This is a genomic window from Micromonospora sp. NPDC049049, from assembly GCF_040649115.1.
Lineage (GTDB): Bacteria > Actinomycetota > Actinomycetes > Mycobacteriales > Micromonosporaceae > Micromonospora.
Window position 1 is genome coordinate 74453 of record NZ_JBEZEX010000006.1, and the last position, 15819, is coordinate 90271.

Sequence of the window (15819 nt, forward strand, 5' to 3'; positions counted from 1 at the left end):
ATTATCGAGCCGACGGCCTCACTCCCCGGTCGGGCCGCCCGCGAGTTCGGCGACCACGTCCAGGTAGCGCAGGGAGACCTCGGTGAGCCTGCCGGCCGGGTCGGTGGGATCGGGAAACGAGGTCATGATCCGGCCGGCAGGTCACGGCCGCGCTGACGCACCCCGGCCGCGCCGTACGGGTAGTCGCCCACCAGCGGGGCGCTCGCCTCGTCCAGCAGCCGCGTCTGCTCGGCGTCGAGGACCAGGTCGGCGGCGGTCAGGTTGTCGTCGAGCTGGTCGGTGGTCCGCGCGCCGAGGATCACCGAGGTGACCGCCGGTCGGGCCGCCAGCCAGGCCAGCGACACCGCCGACATGGACACGCCCCGGTCGTCGGCGATCTGGCGGACCGCGTCGAGCACCCGCCAGGTGCGCTCCTCGGCGTTGCGACCCGCGTACGCCTCGACGCCGCGCTGCGGGTTCTCGCCGAGCCGCGTCGCGCCGGTGGGCGTGCTGTCGCGCTGGTACTTGCCGGTCAGCCACCCGCCGCCAAGCGGTGACCACGGCAGGATGCCGATGCCTTCGTTCTCGCAGACCGGTACCAGCTCGAACTCGATGTCCCGAGCCAGCAGGTTGTACTGCGGTTGCAGGGTCACGATCGGGGTGAGGTTGAGGTGCTGGGTGAGCAGTGCGGCCTTCTGCAACTGCCAACCGGCGAAGTTGCTGACCCCCGCGTAGCGGATCTTGCCGGCGCTGACCGCGTCGTCGAAGAACCGCAGCGTCTCCGGCAGCGGGGTCAGCGGATCCCAGGCGTGCGCCTGGTACAGGTCGACGGCCTCGACGCCGAGACGACGCAGGCTGGCGTCCAGGGCGCGGGTGAGGTGCACCCGGGACAGGCCGGCGTCGTTTGCCCCCGGACCCATCGGGAACCGCCCCTTGGTGGCGATCACCAGGCGGTCACGCACGTCGGGTCGGCTGCGCAGCCAACGCCCGATGATGTCCTCGGAGACACCGGTGGAGTAGACGTCAGCGGTGTCGATGAAGGTGCCGCCGGCCTCGACGAACCGGTCCAGTTGGGCGAAGCTGCCGGCCTCGTCGGTCTCCGCGCCGAAGGTCATCGTGCCTAGACACAGGGTGGACACCACGGTGCCGGTGCTGCCCAGAGTGCGATAGCGCATATCGTCCTTTCGGTCCGAGTGACAAAGCTGATCTTCGCATTCGCCTCGGCCACCCGCATTCGGGACCGTGCCGAACGCCGGTAGGGGCACCCACGCGGCGACACCGCCAGTCATCATGAGCGGGTGAGCGAGCCCGCGATCGAGATCGACCGACCTCAGCGGCCGACCCAGTCGCCGCCGTCGGGGCGGCCGCCGGAGCCCGGCATTCGTACCCGCGGCCCGTGGCTGGCGGCCGCCGCGACCACAGTGACGCTCCTGCTGCTCGCCGGCCGTTACGGCTACCACCGCGACGAGCTGTACTTCCTGCTCGCCGGTCGGCACCTCGACTGGGGCTACGTCGATCAGGGGCCGCTCGTCCCGGTGCTGGCCCGGCTGCTCGACACGATCGCCCCGGGCAACCTGGTGGTGCTGCGTACCCCGTCGGCGGTGCTGGCCGGCGGCGCGGTGCTGCTGGTGGCCGCTATCGCCCGGGAATTGGGCGCCGGCCGGGGCGGGCAGCTCTTCGCGGCGGTGCTCGCCGCGCTTTCCGGCATCGTGCTCGCCAGTGGTCATCTGCTCAGCACCACCACCATCGACCTGCTGGTCTGGTTGGTCGCGGCGTGGTGCGCGGTGCGGTTGCTGCGCACCGGTGACAGCCGCTGGGCGCTGGGCATCGGGCTGGCGATCGGTGTGGGCATGCTCAGCAAGTTGCTGCCGGCGCTGCTGGCCGTGGGCCTGGTCGCCGGGGTGCTCATCGCCGGGCCACGCCGGCTGCTGCGCGACCGGTGGGTTCTCGCCGGGGCCGGGATCGCCGTGCTGCTGGCCGCGCCGAACCTGATCTGGCAGGCGACCAACGGCTTCCCGCAGCTCGGCGTTGCCGGGTCCATCTCCGACGGTGACAGCTCCTACAGTGGCCGGCTCGACGCGTTCACGCTCCAGTTCGTCATCATCAGCCCGTACGCCGTGCCGATCTGGATCGCCGGTCTCGTCGCGCTGCTCCGCCGACCGGCGTGGCGGGCCTACCGGGCGGTGGGCTGGGCGTGGTTGGTGGTGGTCGGCATCGTGCTGATCGCCGGCGGCAAGGGCTACTACGACGCGCCGCTGCTGCTGGTCCTCACCGCCGCCGGTGCGCTGGTCGCCGTGGCGTGGGCCTCGCGCGGGTCACTCTGGTGGCGTCGGGGGTTGCTCGCGCTGGGTGTGGTGCCGTTCCTGCTGCCCAACGTCGTGCTGCTGCTGCCGGTGCTGCCGGCCGACCGGTTGCCCGCCTTCGTGGTCGACGTCAACTACGACGCTGGCGAGACGATCGGTTGGCCCGAGTTCGCCGACTCTCTCGCGGCTGTCCATCGTGGGTTGTCGCCGCCGGAGCGTTCGCGGGCGGTCGTCCTCACCGGCAACTACGGCGAGGCTGGCGCGGTGGCCCGCTACGGGCCGGCCCGTGGTCTGCCTCGGGCGTACTCCGGGCACAACAGCATGGTCGACTTCGGTCGGCCGCCCGCCGACGCGGACGTGGTCATCGCGGTCGGCTGGGAGCGCCCCGACCAGCTCAACACGTGGTTCGAGCAGTGCACCCTGGCCGGGCAGGTGGACCAGCGGGTCGAGGTGGACAACGACGAGAACGGCGGCCCGATCCACGTGTGCCGGGGGCTGCGGCGTCCGTGGGCGCAGATCTGGGACACCGAGGTACGCCACACCGGCTGACCGTGTTCGCCCGGCTCTGCGGGGTCGGGTCAGGCTCCGCCGGTCAGCCAGGCCTGGATGCCGACCAGCGCCTCGGGGCCGGAGGTGGCGTCGACGTCGCGGGCGAGATCGGCGATGGTGACCGCGGCGAGCGCCTGGTGCCACGCGTCCTCGGCCGCCCACATGGCCCGGGACACCGGGCAGGGCGTGGTGCAGGCGTCGGCCGGGGTCGCGAAGGGGCCGCGCTGGCGGATCTCCGTGCAGACGAAGGTCGGGCCGGGCCCGTCGACGGCCCGGACGACGTCGAGCAGGGTGATGCTCTCCGGGGCGCGGGTCAGCACGTAGCCGCCCGACTTGCCCTGCACGGAGTGGATCAGGCCGGCGCGGGCGAGCGCTTGGAGTTGCTTCGCGAGGTAGCTGCTGGAGACGTCGTGCAGTTCCGCCAGCTTGGCCGCCGGAACGGGCGTGTGGCTGGTGGTGAGCACCACGCAGCAGTGCAGCGCCCACTCGACCCCGCCGGACATCTTCATGACGTCACCCTAGTCACCCCGTTACTCAGACTCTTTGTGTCCGAGTATAGTTCTCGGACAAGGAAGGTCCGAGTATCGGCTGAGCCTCAGCAGTCGGACCACACGCAACGGGAAGGTGCACGGGCATGAAGATCGCCGTACTGGGCGGGACCGGCCTCATCGGGTCGCAGGTCGTCAAGATCCTCCAGGCTGCGGGCCACGAGGCGGTGCCGCTCTCGCCGTCGACCGGGGTGGACCTGCTCACCGGGCAGGGCCTGTCCGACGGGCTCGCCGGCGCCGAGGTCGTCGTCAACCTCACGAACTCGCCGACCTTCGACGAGGCCTCGCCCGCCTTCTTCCAGACGACCATGGACAACCTGCTGACCGCCGCCGCTCGCGCGGGTGTCGGCCACGCGGTGATCCTCTCCATCGTCGGCGTCGACCAGGTGCCCGACCTGGACTACTACCGCGCCAAGACCCTCCAGGAGGAGATCCTCACGGCCGGTACGATCCCGTACTCGATCGTCCGCGCCACCCAGTTCTTCGAGTTCGTCGAGGCGATCATGTCCTGGACTGCCGACGACACCACCGTCCGACTGCCCAGCACGCCGGTGCAGCCGATGGCCGCCGCCGACGTGGCGCAGGCCGTCGCCGAGGTCAGCATGGGCGCGCCGCTCAAGGGCATCCGCAACGTCGCCGGCCCGGATGTCTTCGCCCTCGACGAGCTGGGGCGCGTCACGCTCGCCGCCCGCGGTGACCAGCGCACCGTCACCACCGACGACAGCGCCGGCATGTTCGCCGCCATGTCCGGTGACGTCCTCATCGCAGGCGACGACGCCGTCATCGCGCCCACCGCCTACCGGGAGTGGCTCGACCGCCAGGTCTGAGGTGTGGACCCGACCCGCACGTCGCCGTGGTGAACGATCACGTCGGCGGCGTGCGGGTCTCGGCCTGCCACTCGCGTGCCAGGATCGCGAAGACGAGCTGGTCGGCCCCACTCCCCCCGGAACAGGTAACTCTCGACCTGGCGCGCCTCCTGGCGCATGCCGAGTCGCTCCATCAGCCGGGCCGAGGCGGTGTTGCGACAGTGACAGCGGCCGTAGACCCAGTGCAACCCGAACTCGGTGAAACCCCAGTCCAGCAGCGCGGTGGCGGCCTCCGTCGCCAACCCGCGACCGCCGCGGTCGGGGTGGAAGATCTCGGTCAACTGCCCGAGGACATCACCGTGCACCTGGACGCCGGCTACGACTCCGCCCCGACCCGCGAACTCCTCGCCGAACGCGGTCTGACCGCTGAGATCGCACGCAAAGGCGTCAAGGTCCCCGTCCAAGCCACCAAGCGGTGGCACGTCGAGCGCACGAACTCCTGGCACAACGCGTTGAACCGGCTCCAACGCTGCTACGAACGCAAGGAAGACGTCATCCACCCGCTCCACTCGCCGACCAGGAACCCGCCTACTTGCGCGACTTCTAAACAACCTTCCACGCATCTCGGGGATTGACAACCTCGCCGCCGATCCTCCTTGACGGTGGCGAGTATAGGGGCGGCTTCAGAGCCGGATCCGCCCCTATACCGGCGTCCCCAAGTCGAACGCGTTGACCCAGCGACTAGGGGCCCGTATGATCCATGCATGGACATGCGTCGCATTGTCCACAAGGCAATGCCGCCAGACGGGGGAACGATGAAGAGAACGCTTAGTCGCACCGCCAGGGCCTCCGCGCTCGGAGTCGCGATGGTGCTCACCGGGATTGCGATACCGGGCGTCGCTTATGCGGACACAACCAAGTGCTCGTATGACGGCTATGACCGGACATGTGCCACCAATTACACTAGTGGCGCCACCAAGTCAAGACTCGAAATCTGTGACAATACGAATGACGGCAAAGTCGTTCAAGTGGCATACCTCATCGAAGGAAGCGGCAGTTCAACCACCAGCACTGACAGCTATGGCGGATCCTGCACGGTGATCAATAACTCCACGTGGCGGGTTAAGTGGTTCAAGATGAGGAAGGCCTACGATAGCTGGCAGCCTCAGGTTAACATGTATTAAAAGTTCTGCATCCCATTGACTCAAAGGACTCAGCCCGGTGTGGTTATCGGGCTGAGTCCTTTGAGTCGAGCTCCGTCATTGATTGATGACTGAAGGGTGCAGGCAATGCCAATAAAATTGGAGTACCCGTCCGGCGAGAAGGACCGCGATGCCGTCTCTTTCTTCCACGCCAGCCAGTTCTAGCTGGCGTGTCGTCACGCGGCCTTCAACCGGCAATCGGGTAACGGGCAGGATCGCGCCCGCGCGAGTCGTGCAGTAAACGGCCACCGCAGGTACCCGGTCTGAATTATTTGACGGGGACGGCATCGGTGGCACGTCGAATTCTCCGACCTGTCTGGCGGCCAAGGGCTGCTCGCCGGAGGTCGAAGGCTGTGACGTCTACGGGCGTTTGTAGAATTCGACGATGCTGTTGGTGGTGATCTCAGTCAGGTCGCCGCACCACAGCAGGTTCGGTGCGACGGCGGTGAACTGCCGCCGGACCCGGTCCGGCGCGGCCCGCCGTTTGCCCTGCTTTGTGAGGCTGCGCCGCCGGCGCGGGGTACGGCCGGCCAGGCCGAGGGCCGCCATCCGCGCGGCGACGGTGTTCTCCCCGACCCGCCATCCGGCCGCCTGCCGTATTCGACCGGCTTCTGCAAGTGCTGTGGTTCGGCTGCTCCTACGAGGCCATCGCCGACTCGACCTGCTCGGCCACCACGATCCGCAACCGCCGCGACGAGTGGATGAAACTCGGCGTGTTCACCCAGTTCGCCGACGCGATCATCACCGTCCGAAGCCTCATCCGCCAAGCCTGGACCCTCTACCGCTGGGACACCCGCTCCACCCTCAGGCCATGAACCCGCCTACTTGCGCGACTTCTTAGGGCGGAGACGCGCGCCGACGCCTCCGTACGCCCGGGTCGACGGGCACTGCGCGTCGACGTGCACATTCGACGGATCGCACCAGCGGTGCTGTTGCAGGACTTCCACCGCGCGCATCCCCGCATCGAGCTCGACGTCGTCACCCTCGGCGCCGACGTCCACGCCGCGATGGCCGCCGTCGAGGCGGGGACGGTCGGCGCCACCTTCCACGCCGTCACCGTCGCCGCGCGTCACCTGCCCGCCGCACGCCCGCGCAACTCGCCGAGCACCGCATATGGATGCCCGGCATGGCCCCCGGCACCGAATGGTCCGACTACTACGACGAACTCGCTGCCGCGTTCGGTCTCACCATCGACCTGGTCGGGCCGGTCTTCGGCAACGAGGCGCTGCTGGCCGAGATCGCCGACTCCGCGGAGCTGGCGACCCTCGCTGGCGTTCGCACCCGGTACCTGTGGCCGGACAGCTACGACCTGCGGCGCGTACCGGTGCGTGGCCCGGCGGCCGTCTACCCCATGTTCCTCATCTGGCGCGGCGACAACCCGCATCCCGCGCTGCTGGCACTGCGCGACTACCTCGCCTCCCGGCGGGTGCAGGCCCCCGACGTCGAGGTCTGGCTACCGCCTTGGGGTCAGTGAACCGCGCGCCACGGCGTTCGTTGACACCTGCCGCCCTCCCCTGTCAGACTCAGCTGACAGGGGGCGTCAGAGAAATCTGACACCTTCATTGAGAAGGGAAACCAGGATGAGCGGCACCTCGCCGACCGGTGACGAACTCGTGTCGTTACTGGCCGCACTGGCCAGCCCGCACCGGCTGCGGATCCTGGCCGCCGTGGCCCGGCAGCGGACCTACGTCAGCGAGTTGGCCCGGCAGCTGCAGATGAACCGGCCGCTGCTCTACATGCACCTGCAGAAATTGGAAGCGGCCGGCCTGGTGACCGGCGAGCTGGTGACCGCACCGGACGGCAGCTCGGTGAAGTACGTCCAGGCGGTGCCGTTCACGGTGTCCCTCGATCTGGACGCGATCGCACTGGCCGCACAGAACCTGACCGGCTCCGGGCCGGCCGCAGAACAGGAGAAGTGAGCAATGACCCATCAGGTCGCCTTGGACATCGCACAGACCTCCACCATCGCCGCGGCGGTGATCGTGACGGCGATGATCGTGGTCGCCGGTCTCATCGGGACGGGCATCTACCGCGCCCGGTACGCGGCGGCTCGGGAGGAGGGCTACCGGGCGCTGGCCGAGCGCAGCGCCACCGGCGCCCAGGCCACGGCGGACGAGATCAAGGGCGTGCGGAACGAGCTCGGCGAGGTTCGGCAGCGCCTGGCCGCGCTCGAGAAGCTGCTGAGCCAGATCGGCTGACGGCCCACCGATGGGGAGGACGCGCCACATGAGCACCTGGAACGACGCGCTGACGCGGGCCCGGCGGCTCGTCGCCGTGGCCGGCTGCCTGATGGTGACAGCCGCGGGGCTGGCCGCCCCGGTCGTGGCCAGCCCCGCGGCTGTCGACGAGATCGCCGCTGGCGAACGCTACCTGCGGGCGTACCTGAAGCAGATCAAGGCACCCGGGCTGGCGTACGTGGTCATTCGCGGCGACGAGGTCGTCCAGCGAGGCGCATGGGGCGTCGACGGCGACGGCCGACCGATCACCACGCAGACGCCGTTCCTGCTCGGGTCCACCAGCAAGTCGTTCACCGCGCTGGCGGTGGCGCAACTGGTCGAGGCCGGCCGGATCGACCTCGACACCACCGCCTCCACGTACCTCCCGTGGCTGCGCCTGGGCGACGCGGACACCGCCCGGACGGTCACCGTCCGCCAACTGCTGACCCACACCAGCGGCCTGCCGCAGGTGTGGAGCACCGACCTGACCGACCGCTACGACAACCGCCCCGGCGCGCTGGCCCGCTCCGTACGGGACCTGGCCAGCGTGCGGCCCACCACCGCCGTCGGACAGACGTATCAGTACAGCGACGCCAACTACATGATCCTCGGCGCGCTCGTCGAGAACGTCACCGGCGACACCTTCGGCGGCTACCTGCGCCGTCACGTGCTGGACCCGCTCCAGATGACGCACTCCGCGGCAACCGCCGACGAGGCCCGCGCCGTCGGCATCCCGCCCGGTCACCGGTACTACTTCGGCCGGCCGCAGCGCTTCGCCGCGCCGTTCGACACCGCCGGAGTGCCCTACGGTTTCCTCGCCGCCAGTCTCGACGACCTGTCCCACTACGCCATCGCGCAGCTCGCCGGCGGCCGCTACGGCGACACCCGGATCCTCGGACCGCAGGGCACGCGACAGCTGCACACCGGCACCGTGGCCACCGGTCACGGCACCTACGGGTTCGGGTGGAAGAACAGCACCCTGGACGGCGTCGGCGCCCGCATCGTCTGGCACGCCGGCGCGACCCCGGACTTCTTCACCCATATCGTGCTGGCACCCGACTCGAACCTCGCCGTGATCATCATGACCAACCTCTACGGCCTGCACATGGACGCGCCACTGAGCGCCGGGGCGTTCAACCTCACCCGCATTCTTCATGGCGGCACGCCCGCGACCGCCACCGAAGATCCGATGCAGGTCTGGGCTCTGGTCGGCCTGCTCGGGGTCGCCGCGGTGCTGCTCGCCCTGCTGGCCTGGTCCTGGGCCCGCGTCCTGCACGGGCGCCGGAGCGACCGCGTTCCGCCGGTGCGTTCCCGTGGCCGGACGATCGCCGCCACCATCGCCTGGATCGGTGCCTGCGCGTTGGTGGCCGTCGGCGTCGCCTGGCAGGTGCCGGCCCTCTGGGAGGGCGCCGGGCTGGCCAAACTCCAGTTGTGGGCACCGGATGTCGGTCACGGCATCCGCGTCGTGGTCGTCCTGGCCGCCGCACTCGCGCTGACCCGGCTGGGCCTGGGCGCGCACGCCATGGTCACCGCCCGCCCACCGACCTCGCCCCCGGCGCGAGCACGCGACCGGGCCGTTGACCAGCCCGCCGCCCCTCATGGTGCCGACACCATCCCTGCCAATCACCGCTGATAGTTGCGGCCGCGCGGCACTACGTTTAACGTCTTGGTTAAGTGACTGGAGGCTCTGGTGTCTGGCAGCGATCAACTCAGCGTGGTGTTCTCGGCGCTCGCCGACCCGACTCGACGGGCGATCCTCGCCGAGCTGGCCGACCGCGACGCCACGGTCACCGAGCTCACTGCTCCGCTCCCGATCTCGATGCCGGCGGTGTCGCGGCACCTGAAGGCGCTTGAACGCGCCGGGCTCATCTCCCGCACCCGGTCGGGAAAGTTGCGGATGAGCCGCATCGAGGCCGCCCCGCTGCGCGAAGCGGCCGAGTGGATCGAGCGCTACCGGCGGTTCTGGGACACCTCCCTCACCCGCCTCGACGCCCACCTCGCGGCCGTACAGGCCGCCGACCGCCCAACGGACCGAACGGCCCACGGCCCGGCGATCCCCGGCAGGGAATCCCCGAGCAAGGCTCACGACAAGGAGAATTGATGGACAGCGACAAGCCGCCGATCGTCATCTCGCGCGTGGTGCACGCGCCGCGGGAGCTGGTCTACCGAGCTTTCACCGACCCGGACCACCTGGCGGCATGGTGGGGCCCGATCGGCAACTCACTGCCCCGCGACGAGATGGACTTCGACGTCCGGCCTGGCGGCTACCAGCGGTGGACCGAGGTCTTCCCGACCCAACCCGGCCTGCGAGTAGAGGTCCACATCGACCTCACCGACGTCGTCGACGGCGAACTGATTGACGGCATCGCGCACGTCACCGGGCAACTCCCGGAGGGCATCGCGCCGCACGAGACGAGGATGCGGGTCGAGTTCCACGACGACGCCGATGGACGGACGCGACTCGAGATCCGTCAGTGGCTCCCCGAGCAGTTGTCCGCTCCCGCCAACCAGGGCTGGAACGAGGCCTTCTCCAAACTGGACGCGACACTCAGCAATGCCCAACCCGTCACCGTCGAGGTGTAGCGCCATGGCCAAGCTGATCTACGTGACCAACGTGTCCCTCGACGGTTACATCGAGGACGAACACGGCCGCTTCGACTGGACCCCACCCGACGACGACTACCTCGCGTTCATCACCGACCTCGTTCGGCCCGCGGGCACCTACCTCTACGGTCGGCGCCTGTACGAGTCGATGGCCGTCTGGGAGACCGAGCCCGCTCTCGCCGCACAATCGAAGCTCACTGCCGACTTCGCCGACGTCTGGCAGGCAGCGGACAAGATCGTCTACTCCACCACCCTGAACGCGACGTCGACCGCCAGGACCCGGCTCGAAAAGAGCTTCGACCCCGCATCAGTACGCGCCATGAAAGCCTCGGCCACCAGCGACCTCACCATCGGGGGCGCACACCTCGCGGCGCAGGCATTCAAGGCCGGGCTGGTCGACGAGTGCCACCTGCTGATCCACCCCGTTCTCACCGGCGGAGGCAAGCCCGGTCTGCCCAGCGACACCCGCCTCGACCTGGAGTTGCTGAGCAATCACCGCTTCGGCAACGGTGTGGCGTCCCTGCACTACCGCATCCGCACCTGAGGCGGTGGGGCGGCGTCACCGACCCGGACGTGTGTCGGTGACGCCGCCGAGCGCCGCGCAGCCGGTCAGTCTCCGTACCAGTGCAGCGTCAGGCCAGGCTCGTCGCGCCACCGCGCCAACAACGCCTTCAGCGCCGCCGCCAGCCCACGCTCCGTGTCGTCAGCCGCCGCCGCCCGCAGGCGGTCGACGTCAGCCTCGAGCTGCGGCAGATCCTCACGAACGAGTACGCCATCTGACCACGGGTCGAGCTGACCCAAGATCGGAAGTCGGTTACCGCCCGCCGCGTTCAGCAGCGGCAGCAACTCCTCCACCGGCACGTCGAGCAGCAAACCGCGCTCCCGCGCCGCGGCCCACTCGTCGGCGTCGGCGCGATGGCGCTCCCGCCGCTGCGCGCGGGTGGCCCGACGCAGGCTCTTCGGACGCGGCAGCGGAGCGCGCAGCACCAACAGCAGACCCACCCCGGCGACGCTACGGCAGCTCCGGTGCGGACAGCACGGCCGGACCGCGACCATTCGCCGAGCAGGCGCGTCGGCGCGTCCGCCGTCGTTCGACGCGGCTACGCGACGTGGGTACGGTGACACTGTGCTCTCGGCTGTGAAGGGTCTGCACCAGAAGGTCGCCGGTCACGCGTGGGCGCACAGCGCCGCGTACGTCGTCCTCATCGGCGGCCACCAAGGTAGCCCAGACCAGCGCCGCGTACGGCCGCTCGTAGCGATCGTCCCTGGATGACCAGTTTCCCCGCGACCGCCCGCCGGGTGCGCGACGAGAGTCTCAGCCCTCGACGGCGCCGGTCGCATCTACGGGACTGCCTCTACCACTTCGCGCCGTACGGCTTTCACGCCACCTGGCATCACCTGGCGACCCGGCACCGCATCCCCGGAAACATCGAGGTCGATCCCCCGTCGCTGGTCCGGGCCCTCGGTGAACTCGAGACAGCCCGCGCTCTGGTGCTGGCAAGGGCGGTCGCCTTCGCGGCCCAACGGCGACTGCAGAAGCAGGCCGGCCAACGAGTCCCTACAACCCCGCATCCGTGGGACTCGTGGGGTTGCCACGACATCGCCTACTGCCCCGATCCGCAGAAGCATCCCACCGAGCAGCTTCCCATCGTGGTGCAGCGGGTGCTCGATGCGTACGCCGCAGGGGTCGACCCGGCCGGACGATGCCTGGCGTGCGGCGACGAGGACCGCCGCGCGGGACGGGCCTGCCGAAACTGCGGCGTCGCACCCGGCGGCTATGGCAACCCGCTCTAAGCATCAGGAGCAGGGCAGTTGTCGCGGTAGCAGGCCCCCCGCAACCGGCCGATGGGACGTTCCGGTCAGGGGTTGATCAGTCTCCAGTCTCCTTCGGAGATGACCTCGACACTGCCGTCGACCACAGTGATGGCGGTGTTGTCGTCGATGGCGTAGGTCGGGACCGGGATTCCGGACGCCCACTTCTGGATGTGGGACAGCTCGGTGTCCTCCATGTCCGGATGGTTGAGGTGGGGGTACAGCGTAAAATCCACCAACCCCAGCGCCCGGTCAGCGTCCCGCGCCCTGTCGCTGCCGTCGGGGACGAACTGACTGTCGAATTCGGCGTCACAGTTGTACGGGGTGACCGCGATGCTCCCGGCGCTGACCCCCACATAGACCGTGTCACTCAGCGACGGCAGGAGGTCGGCCAGGCCCGACTGGCGCAGCCAGTAGGTCAGGTACAGCACATCGCCGCCCCAGACCAGCAGGGCATCGGCCTCCCGGACCGCCGGGACCCAGTTCTCTTCTCGAATGGTCGGCAGCGCGGTGAGCTCCAACAACCCCAGGGACTTCCAACCCAGCTGGCACAGCGGGATGTCGGGTTGGCCGTGAATCGCCTTCCACGCCTTCTCAGCTCCGCCGGGAAAGGGGTAGACACCGGTGGGAACGAACAGAGCAGTGGACTCAGCGAGCGGCTTGCCCAACAGGTCGACCAGCGCGTCGGAGATGCTCGGGTTGCTGATGCCCCCCGACGTGAGAAGAAACTTCATGCGATCCGCTCCCCTGAAGCCACCGAAATGACGGCGATCATGGTGCCCATGCGAACCAGCGTCCCGGCTCGCTGACCCGAGCGACACATCGCTGGATCATCCGTCGGAGGCCGTCCAACCGTCAACTGCCTCCGCCTGTGCGACGACCTCCACGAGGGCCGGTCGGGTCACATCCCGGTTGTCGATGACAACATCCGCGCGCTCGTGAGGCGCGCAGGCGGCGAAGTACAGCCGCTGCCCGCCGACGTAGCGGCCGAGGCTGGGATGGTAGGGATCCGGATGGGAACCGTCGCGCCGGGCCATCCGTGCGACGGTGACCGCGAACGGCGCGTCGACGAAGACGGAGAAGTCCCAGCACTCCACGAGCTCGTCACGATGCAGGAACAGCCCGTCGACGATGAGTACCGTGCCGGGCGCCGCAGTCCGCCACTCAAGATCCAGAATCTCGTCTGTCCGAAGATCATGGGCAGCGGGACGGTAACGGCGAGAGCCTTCGGGACCGAACGGCTCCAGCACGTTGTGGACGAGGGCTTCGTAGTCGTAACTGTCGAGCCAGAAGCCTTCCGGCGAATCCCGGCCACGGCGATGCCGCACAGCCCGACGGTGATGAAAGTCGTCCGCCGACACGTGCACGACAGGACGTCCCCGGCCGCGCAGCAACGCGGCCAACTCGCCGGCGAACGTGGACTTACCCACCCCATCGACCCCGTCAACGGCCACCCGTACGCACCGCGGCGCGGGGAACGTCGGCACCAGGTCAGCGACATGGTCGAGCAACTGCCGCCGTACGACGCTCACGCCGTTCCTCCATCCCTGACCGGAAGCGCAGCACGCCTCACGGATCGAGGACGTCGCGGAACGACGATCGCCGGGTACGGCACCAGCTGCGCCTGCAGCCGACCACGCCGAACAGCGGTGCCGACGACCGCCCACCGGTCGGATCGCGACCACTCGCCGTGTCAGCGTCAGTCGACGAAGGTGCGTGACGTGGGTACGGTGACACGGTGCTCGCGGCCGTGAAGGGTCTGTCCCGCTACCACACCGAGGAGTCGCTGCGCGCCTACCTGCTGGAGCGCTCACACCGTACCGAGAGCGGCTGCCTGGTCGTCGAAGGCTACGGGCAGCGACGTGGGGTGCACCAGAAGGTCGCGGGCCGGGCGTGGGCGCACATCGCCGCGTACGTCGTCTTCCTCGGCGGGTACGACCCCGCCCTCGACGTCGACCAAACCTGCGGCGCCGCCGACTGTATCGAGCCGACTCATCTGCGACAGCTCAGTCGCGCCGAGGCCGGCCGCCACCGGAACCAGGCGGCGCAGTGCCGCAACGGCCACGACCGTGAGCTCGACCCGGCGACCGGCCGGTACCGTCGGGTCTGCCGGACGTGCAACCGGGAGGCACAGCGCCGGTGGCGTGAACGCGAGGCAGTCGAGGTTGCCCAGGCCCGCGCCGCGTACGGCCGCTCGTAGTCAGCCCTCCAACGCTTTCCGATGCCGGTACCGCCACTGAAGCTGTCAGGGTGCGAGGATCGTGAACGAGTCAAAGACCTGCGGGCGGTGCAAGCAGCTTCGGCCGGCAGAGTCCTTCGTCGGCGCGACCGGTCGCACGATGCTCTCCTGTCAACCGTGCCGCGACTACTCCCGTCGTGTGAATCAGGCCAGTAGGGATTCCCGGCCGGGCTCCAATCGAGCGATGAATCTCTGGAGCAAGTACCGGATCACCGAGCCGTTCTACGATGAACTGAGGTCACGGCAAGGGTTTCGATGCGCCATCTGCGGCATCCATGAGGATGACCTCCCGGCAACTCTCGCCGGTCGCCCCCGGAAGGACGGCAAGCCCTCCGCCCAGGCGTTCCGGTTGGTCGTGGATCACTGCCACGGCACCAACACCGTTCGAGGGCTCCTCTGCAACGGGTGCAACTCGGCACTTGGGCACTTCCGGGACAACCTTGAGGCGCTGCGCCGCGCACTGGAATACCTCCAGCCGGGGCCGTCATCGGTGCCGCCCCGAGAGGTCACCTGAGTTCCCGGCCAACACGCGCGTACACCAACCTAAGTCCTTACGCACAAGAACTGTCATTATGGTGCGTGTACGTTGCGTACCTTTTGTCCCAGGTAATTAACGGATTTTTGTTAACGACAATCCGGTAATCACCTGCTGTGGACTGTGCTCGCTCGCTTCAGTCCGGCTCGGGAACGCGGTGGCGTCACAGCCCTCACGCGCTGAGGATGTCGACATGGATGACCACAGCCCGAACGCGGCCGACGAGCAGGAGGAAGCGCTGCCCGGCGGCAACATGGGAGGTGCGACACGGGTCGGTGCCACTGTTCGGCGCGGTCATGGTGCATGGAGCCCGACGGTTCAGCGCCTACTACGACACCTACGGGAGCGCGGCGTCACCTGGGTTCCGCAACCGCTCGGGACCGATGAGCACGGACGCGACAGCGTCTCCTACCTACCGGGCATCGTGCCGCAGTACCCGTTGCCGGACTGGATCTGGAGCGACGGCATCCTCGCCGACGCAGGTCTGCACCTCGCACAACTTCACGAGGCCAGTGCCAGCTTCGACACCGTTGGCGGAGTGTGGAAGTTTCCGGTGCGACAGCCAGCTGAGGTCATCTGTCACAACGACTTCGCGCCCTACAACATGGTCTTCACCGACCGGCGGCTCACCGGAATCATCGACTGGGACACGGCCTCGCCCGGTCCCCGGTCGTGGGATCTGGCCTACCTCGCGTACCGGCTGGTGCCGCTGGCCCACCCCGACAACGGCGACGCGATCGACAGTGACCTGGCCGAGCGGGCACGTCGGCTGCGCATGCTCTGCGACGGCTACGGCTCGGGGCAGGACCCTGACCACATCCTCCAGGCCGCAGTCCACCGACTGCACGACCTCGCCGCCTTCACCGAGGCGCGGGCTGATCAGGGACAGGAGAACCTCCGCAGTCACGTCGGGCTCTACCAACGCGACGCCATGTGGATCACCGCGCACATCCTTCGAAGGTGAGTGCCGACAGAGGTCGCTGACGGGCTAGCCCAGCTTGCGCTGTATCAGCCGTTCAGTCGTCT

At 68.8% G+C, this 15819-nt stretch carries 22 protein-coding genes and 2 pseudogenes; 16 read left to right on the forward strand and 8 right to left on the reverse strand.

What is annotated here, in order from left to right; genetic code table 11:
* Positions 1-122: 122 nt before the first annotated feature.
* Complete coding sequence (locus AB0B68_RS08860; RefSeq protein WP_357258747.1) at positions 123-1154, reverse strand: aldo/keto reductase; 1032 nt, start codon at positions 1152-1154, stop codon at positions 123-125.
* Between the two features lie 123 nt (positions 1155-1277).
* Between AB0B68_RS08860 and AB0B68_RS08865 the strand changes: the two genes are divergently transcribed.
* On the forward strand, positions 1278-2831 hold the full coding sequence (locus tag AB0B68_RS08865; protein ID WP_357258750.1) for a glycosyltransferase family 39 protein: 1554 nt from the start codon (positions 1278-1280) through the stop codon (positions 2829-2831).
* A gap of 29 nt (positions 2832-2860) precedes the next feature.
* On the opposite strand, the gene AB0B68_RS08870 is transcribed toward AB0B68_RS08865, so the two are convergent.
* Complete coding sequence (locus AB0B68_RS08870; protein WP_208741183.1) at positions 2861-3340, reverse strand: Rrf2 family transcriptional regulator; 480 nt, start codon at positions 3338-3340, stop codon at positions 2861-2863.
* Between the two features lie 125 nt (positions 3341-3465).
* Between AB0B68_RS08870 and AB0B68_RS08875 the strand changes: the two genes are divergently transcribed.
* Positions 3466-4206, forward strand: a complete 741-nt coding sequence (locus AB0B68_RS08875; protein ID WP_357258753.1) for an NAD(P)H-binding protein — start codon at positions 3466-3468, stop codon at positions 4204-4206.
* On the opposite strand, the gene AB0B68_RS08880 is transcribed toward AB0B68_RS08875, so the two are convergent.
* Positions 4176-4550, reverse strand: a complete 375-nt coding sequence (locus tag AB0B68_RS08880; protein WP_357258756.1) for a GNAT family N-acetyltransferase — start codon at positions 4548-4550, stop codon at positions 4176-4178. The genes AB0B68_RS08875 and AB0B68_RS08880 overlap by 31 nt on opposite strands.
* On the opposite strand from AB0B68_RS08880, the pseudogene AB0B68_RS08885 reads away from it, so the two are divergent.
* Both AB0B68_RS08885 and AB0B68_RS08890 read left to right on the forward strand, forming a co-directional pair.
* Positions 4527-4694, forward strand: a pseudogene (locus AB0B68_RS08885) (IS5/IS1182 family transposase); the annotation flags it as partial. The gene AB0B68_RS08880 and the pseudogene AB0B68_RS08885 sit on opposite strands and share 24 nt — an antisense overlap.
* A gap of 255 nt (positions 4695-4949) precedes the next feature.
* Positions 4950-5369, forward strand: a complete 420-nt coding sequence (locus AB0B68_RS08890) for a hypothetical protein (protein WP_124857929.1) — start codon at positions 4950-4952, stop codon at positions 5367-5369.
* A 378-nt stretch (positions 5370-5747) separates the two neighbouring features.
* On the opposite strand, the gene AB0B68_RS08895 is transcribed toward AB0B68_RS08890, so the two are convergent.
* A complete protein-coding gene (locus tag AB0B68_RS08895; protein ID WP_357207119.1) occupies positions 5748-5936 on the reverse strand; it encodes a hypothetical protein in 189 nt (62 codons plus the stop codon).
* A 47-nt stretch (positions 5937-5983) separates the two neighbouring features.
* On the opposite strand from AB0B68_RS08895, the pseudogene AB0B68_RS08900 reads away from it, so the two are divergent.
* Positions 5984-6106 (forward strand): annotated as a pseudogene (locus AB0B68_RS08900) (IS5/IS1182 family transposase); the annotation flags it as partial.
* A gap of 102 nt (positions 6107-6208) precedes the next feature.
* Here AB0B68_RS08900 and AB0B68_RS08905 read toward each other — a convergent pair.
* A complete protein-coding gene (locus AB0B68_RS08905) occupies positions 6209-6460 on the reverse strand; it encodes a hypothetical protein (RefSeq protein ID WP_357207121.1) in 252 nt (83 codons plus the stop codon).
* A 53-nt stretch (positions 6461-6513) separates the two neighbouring features.
* Here AB0B68_RS08905 and AB0B68_RS08910 point away from each other — a divergent pair, with 53 nt between their 5' ends.
* From AB0B68_RS08910 to AB0B68_RS08940, 7 genes are all read left to right on the forward strand, one after another.
* Entirely contained in the window at positions 6514-6861 is a 348-nt protein-coding gene (locus tag AB0B68_RS08910) for a hypothetical protein (protein WP_357207123.1), read from the forward strand.
* Between the two features lie 106 nt (positions 6862-6967).
* Entirely contained in the window at positions 6968-7306 is a 339-nt protein-coding gene (locus tag AB0B68_RS08915) for a winged helix-turn-helix domain-containing protein (RefSeq protein ID WP_124857925.1), read from the forward strand.
* A 3-nt stretch (positions 7307-7309) separates the two neighbouring features.
* Positions 7310-7585 carry a hypothetical protein gene (locus AB0B68_RS08920; RefSeq protein WP_357207125.1) on the forward strand — a complete coding sequence of 92 codons (276 nt, stop codon included), beginning with the start codon at positions 7310-7312 and terminating at the stop codon, positions 7583-7585.
* Positions 7586-7613: 28 nt separating this feature from the next.
* Positions 7614-9236, forward strand: coding sequence for a serine hydrolase domain-containing protein (locus tag AB0B68_RS08925; protein ID WP_357258759.1), 1623 nt, complete (start codon positions 7614-7616; stop codon positions 9234-9236).
* A 57-nt stretch (positions 9237-9293) separates the two neighbouring features.
* On the forward strand, positions 9294-9704 hold the full coding sequence (locus AB0B68_RS08930; protein WP_357208382.1) for a metalloregulator ArsR/SmtB family transcription factor: 411 nt from the start codon (positions 9294-9296) through the stop codon (positions 9702-9704).
* A complete protein-coding gene (locus AB0B68_RS08935) occupies positions 9704-10186 on the forward strand; it encodes an SRPBCC domain-containing protein (RefSeq protein WP_357208379.1) in 483 nt (160 codons plus the stop codon). Before AB0B68_RS08930 ends, AB0B68_RS08935 begins: the two co-directional genes overlap by 1 nt.
* A gap of 4 nt (positions 10187-10190) precedes the next feature.
* Positions 10191-10751, forward strand: a complete 561-nt coding sequence (locus AB0B68_RS08940; RefSeq protein ID WP_357208376.1) for a dihydrofolate reductase family protein — start codon at positions 10191-10193, stop codon at positions 10749-10751.
* A 65-nt stretch (positions 10752-10816) separates the two neighbouring features.
* Here AB0B68_RS08940 and AB0B68_RS08945 read toward each other — a convergent pair whose 3' ends face one another.
* The gene (locus AB0B68_RS08945) at positions 10817-11209 is read right to left on the reverse strand and encodes a hypothetical protein (protein ID WP_357207358.1); all 393 of its coding nucleotides are present in this window, start codon (positions 11207-11209) and stop codon (positions 10817-10819) included.
* A gap of 267 nt (positions 11210-11476) precedes the next feature.
* Here AB0B68_RS08945 and AB0B68_RS08950 point away from each other — a divergent pair, with 267 nt between their 5' ends.
* Positions 11477-12001 carry a hypothetical protein gene (locus tag AB0B68_RS08950; protein ID WP_357207356.1) on the forward strand — a complete coding sequence of 175 codons (525 nt, stop codon included), beginning with the start codon at positions 11477-11479 and terminating at the stop codon, positions 11999-12001.
* Between the two features lie 65 nt (positions 12002-12066).
* On the opposite strand, the gene AB0B68_RS08955 is transcribed toward AB0B68_RS08950, so the two are convergent.
* On the reverse strand, positions 12067-12753 hold the full coding sequence (locus tag AB0B68_RS08955; protein WP_357207353.1) for a Type 1 glutamine amidotransferase-like domain-containing protein: 687 nt from the start codon (positions 12751-12753) through the stop codon (positions 12067-12069).
* Positions 12754-12849: 96 nt separating this feature from the next.
* On the reverse strand, positions 12850-13473 hold the full coding sequence (locus AB0B68_RS08960; protein ID WP_357207350.1) for a uridine kinase: 624 nt from the start codon (positions 13471-13473) through the stop codon (positions 12850-12852).
* A gap of 284 nt (positions 13474-13757) precedes the next feature.
* On the opposite strand from AB0B68_RS08960, the gene AB0B68_RS08965 reads away from it, so the two are divergent.
* The 3 genes from AB0B68_RS08965 (at position 13758) to AB0B68_RS08975 (ending at position 15757) form a co-directional block, all read left to right on the forward strand.
* Positions 13758-14219 (forward strand): HNH endonuclease, encoded by a 462-nt coding sequence (locus tag AB0B68_RS08965; protein WP_357207348.1) that lies wholly within the window; start codon positions 13758-13760, stop codon positions 14217-14219.
* Between the two features lie 223 nt (positions 14220-14442).
* Positions 14443-14772 (forward strand): endonuclease VII domain-containing protein, encoded by a 330-nt coding sequence (locus tag AB0B68_RS08970; protein ID WP_357258762.1) that lies wholly within the window; start codon positions 14443-14445, stop codon positions 14770-14772.
* A 214-nt stretch (positions 14773-14986) separates the two neighbouring features.
* Positions 14987-15757 carry an aminoglycoside phosphotransferase family protein gene (locus AB0B68_RS08975; protein ID WP_357258765.1) on the forward strand — a complete coding sequence of 257 codons (771 nt, stop codon included), beginning with the start codon at positions 14987-14989 and terminating at the stop codon, positions 15755-15757.
* Positions 15758-15819 lie beyond the last annotated feature (62 nt).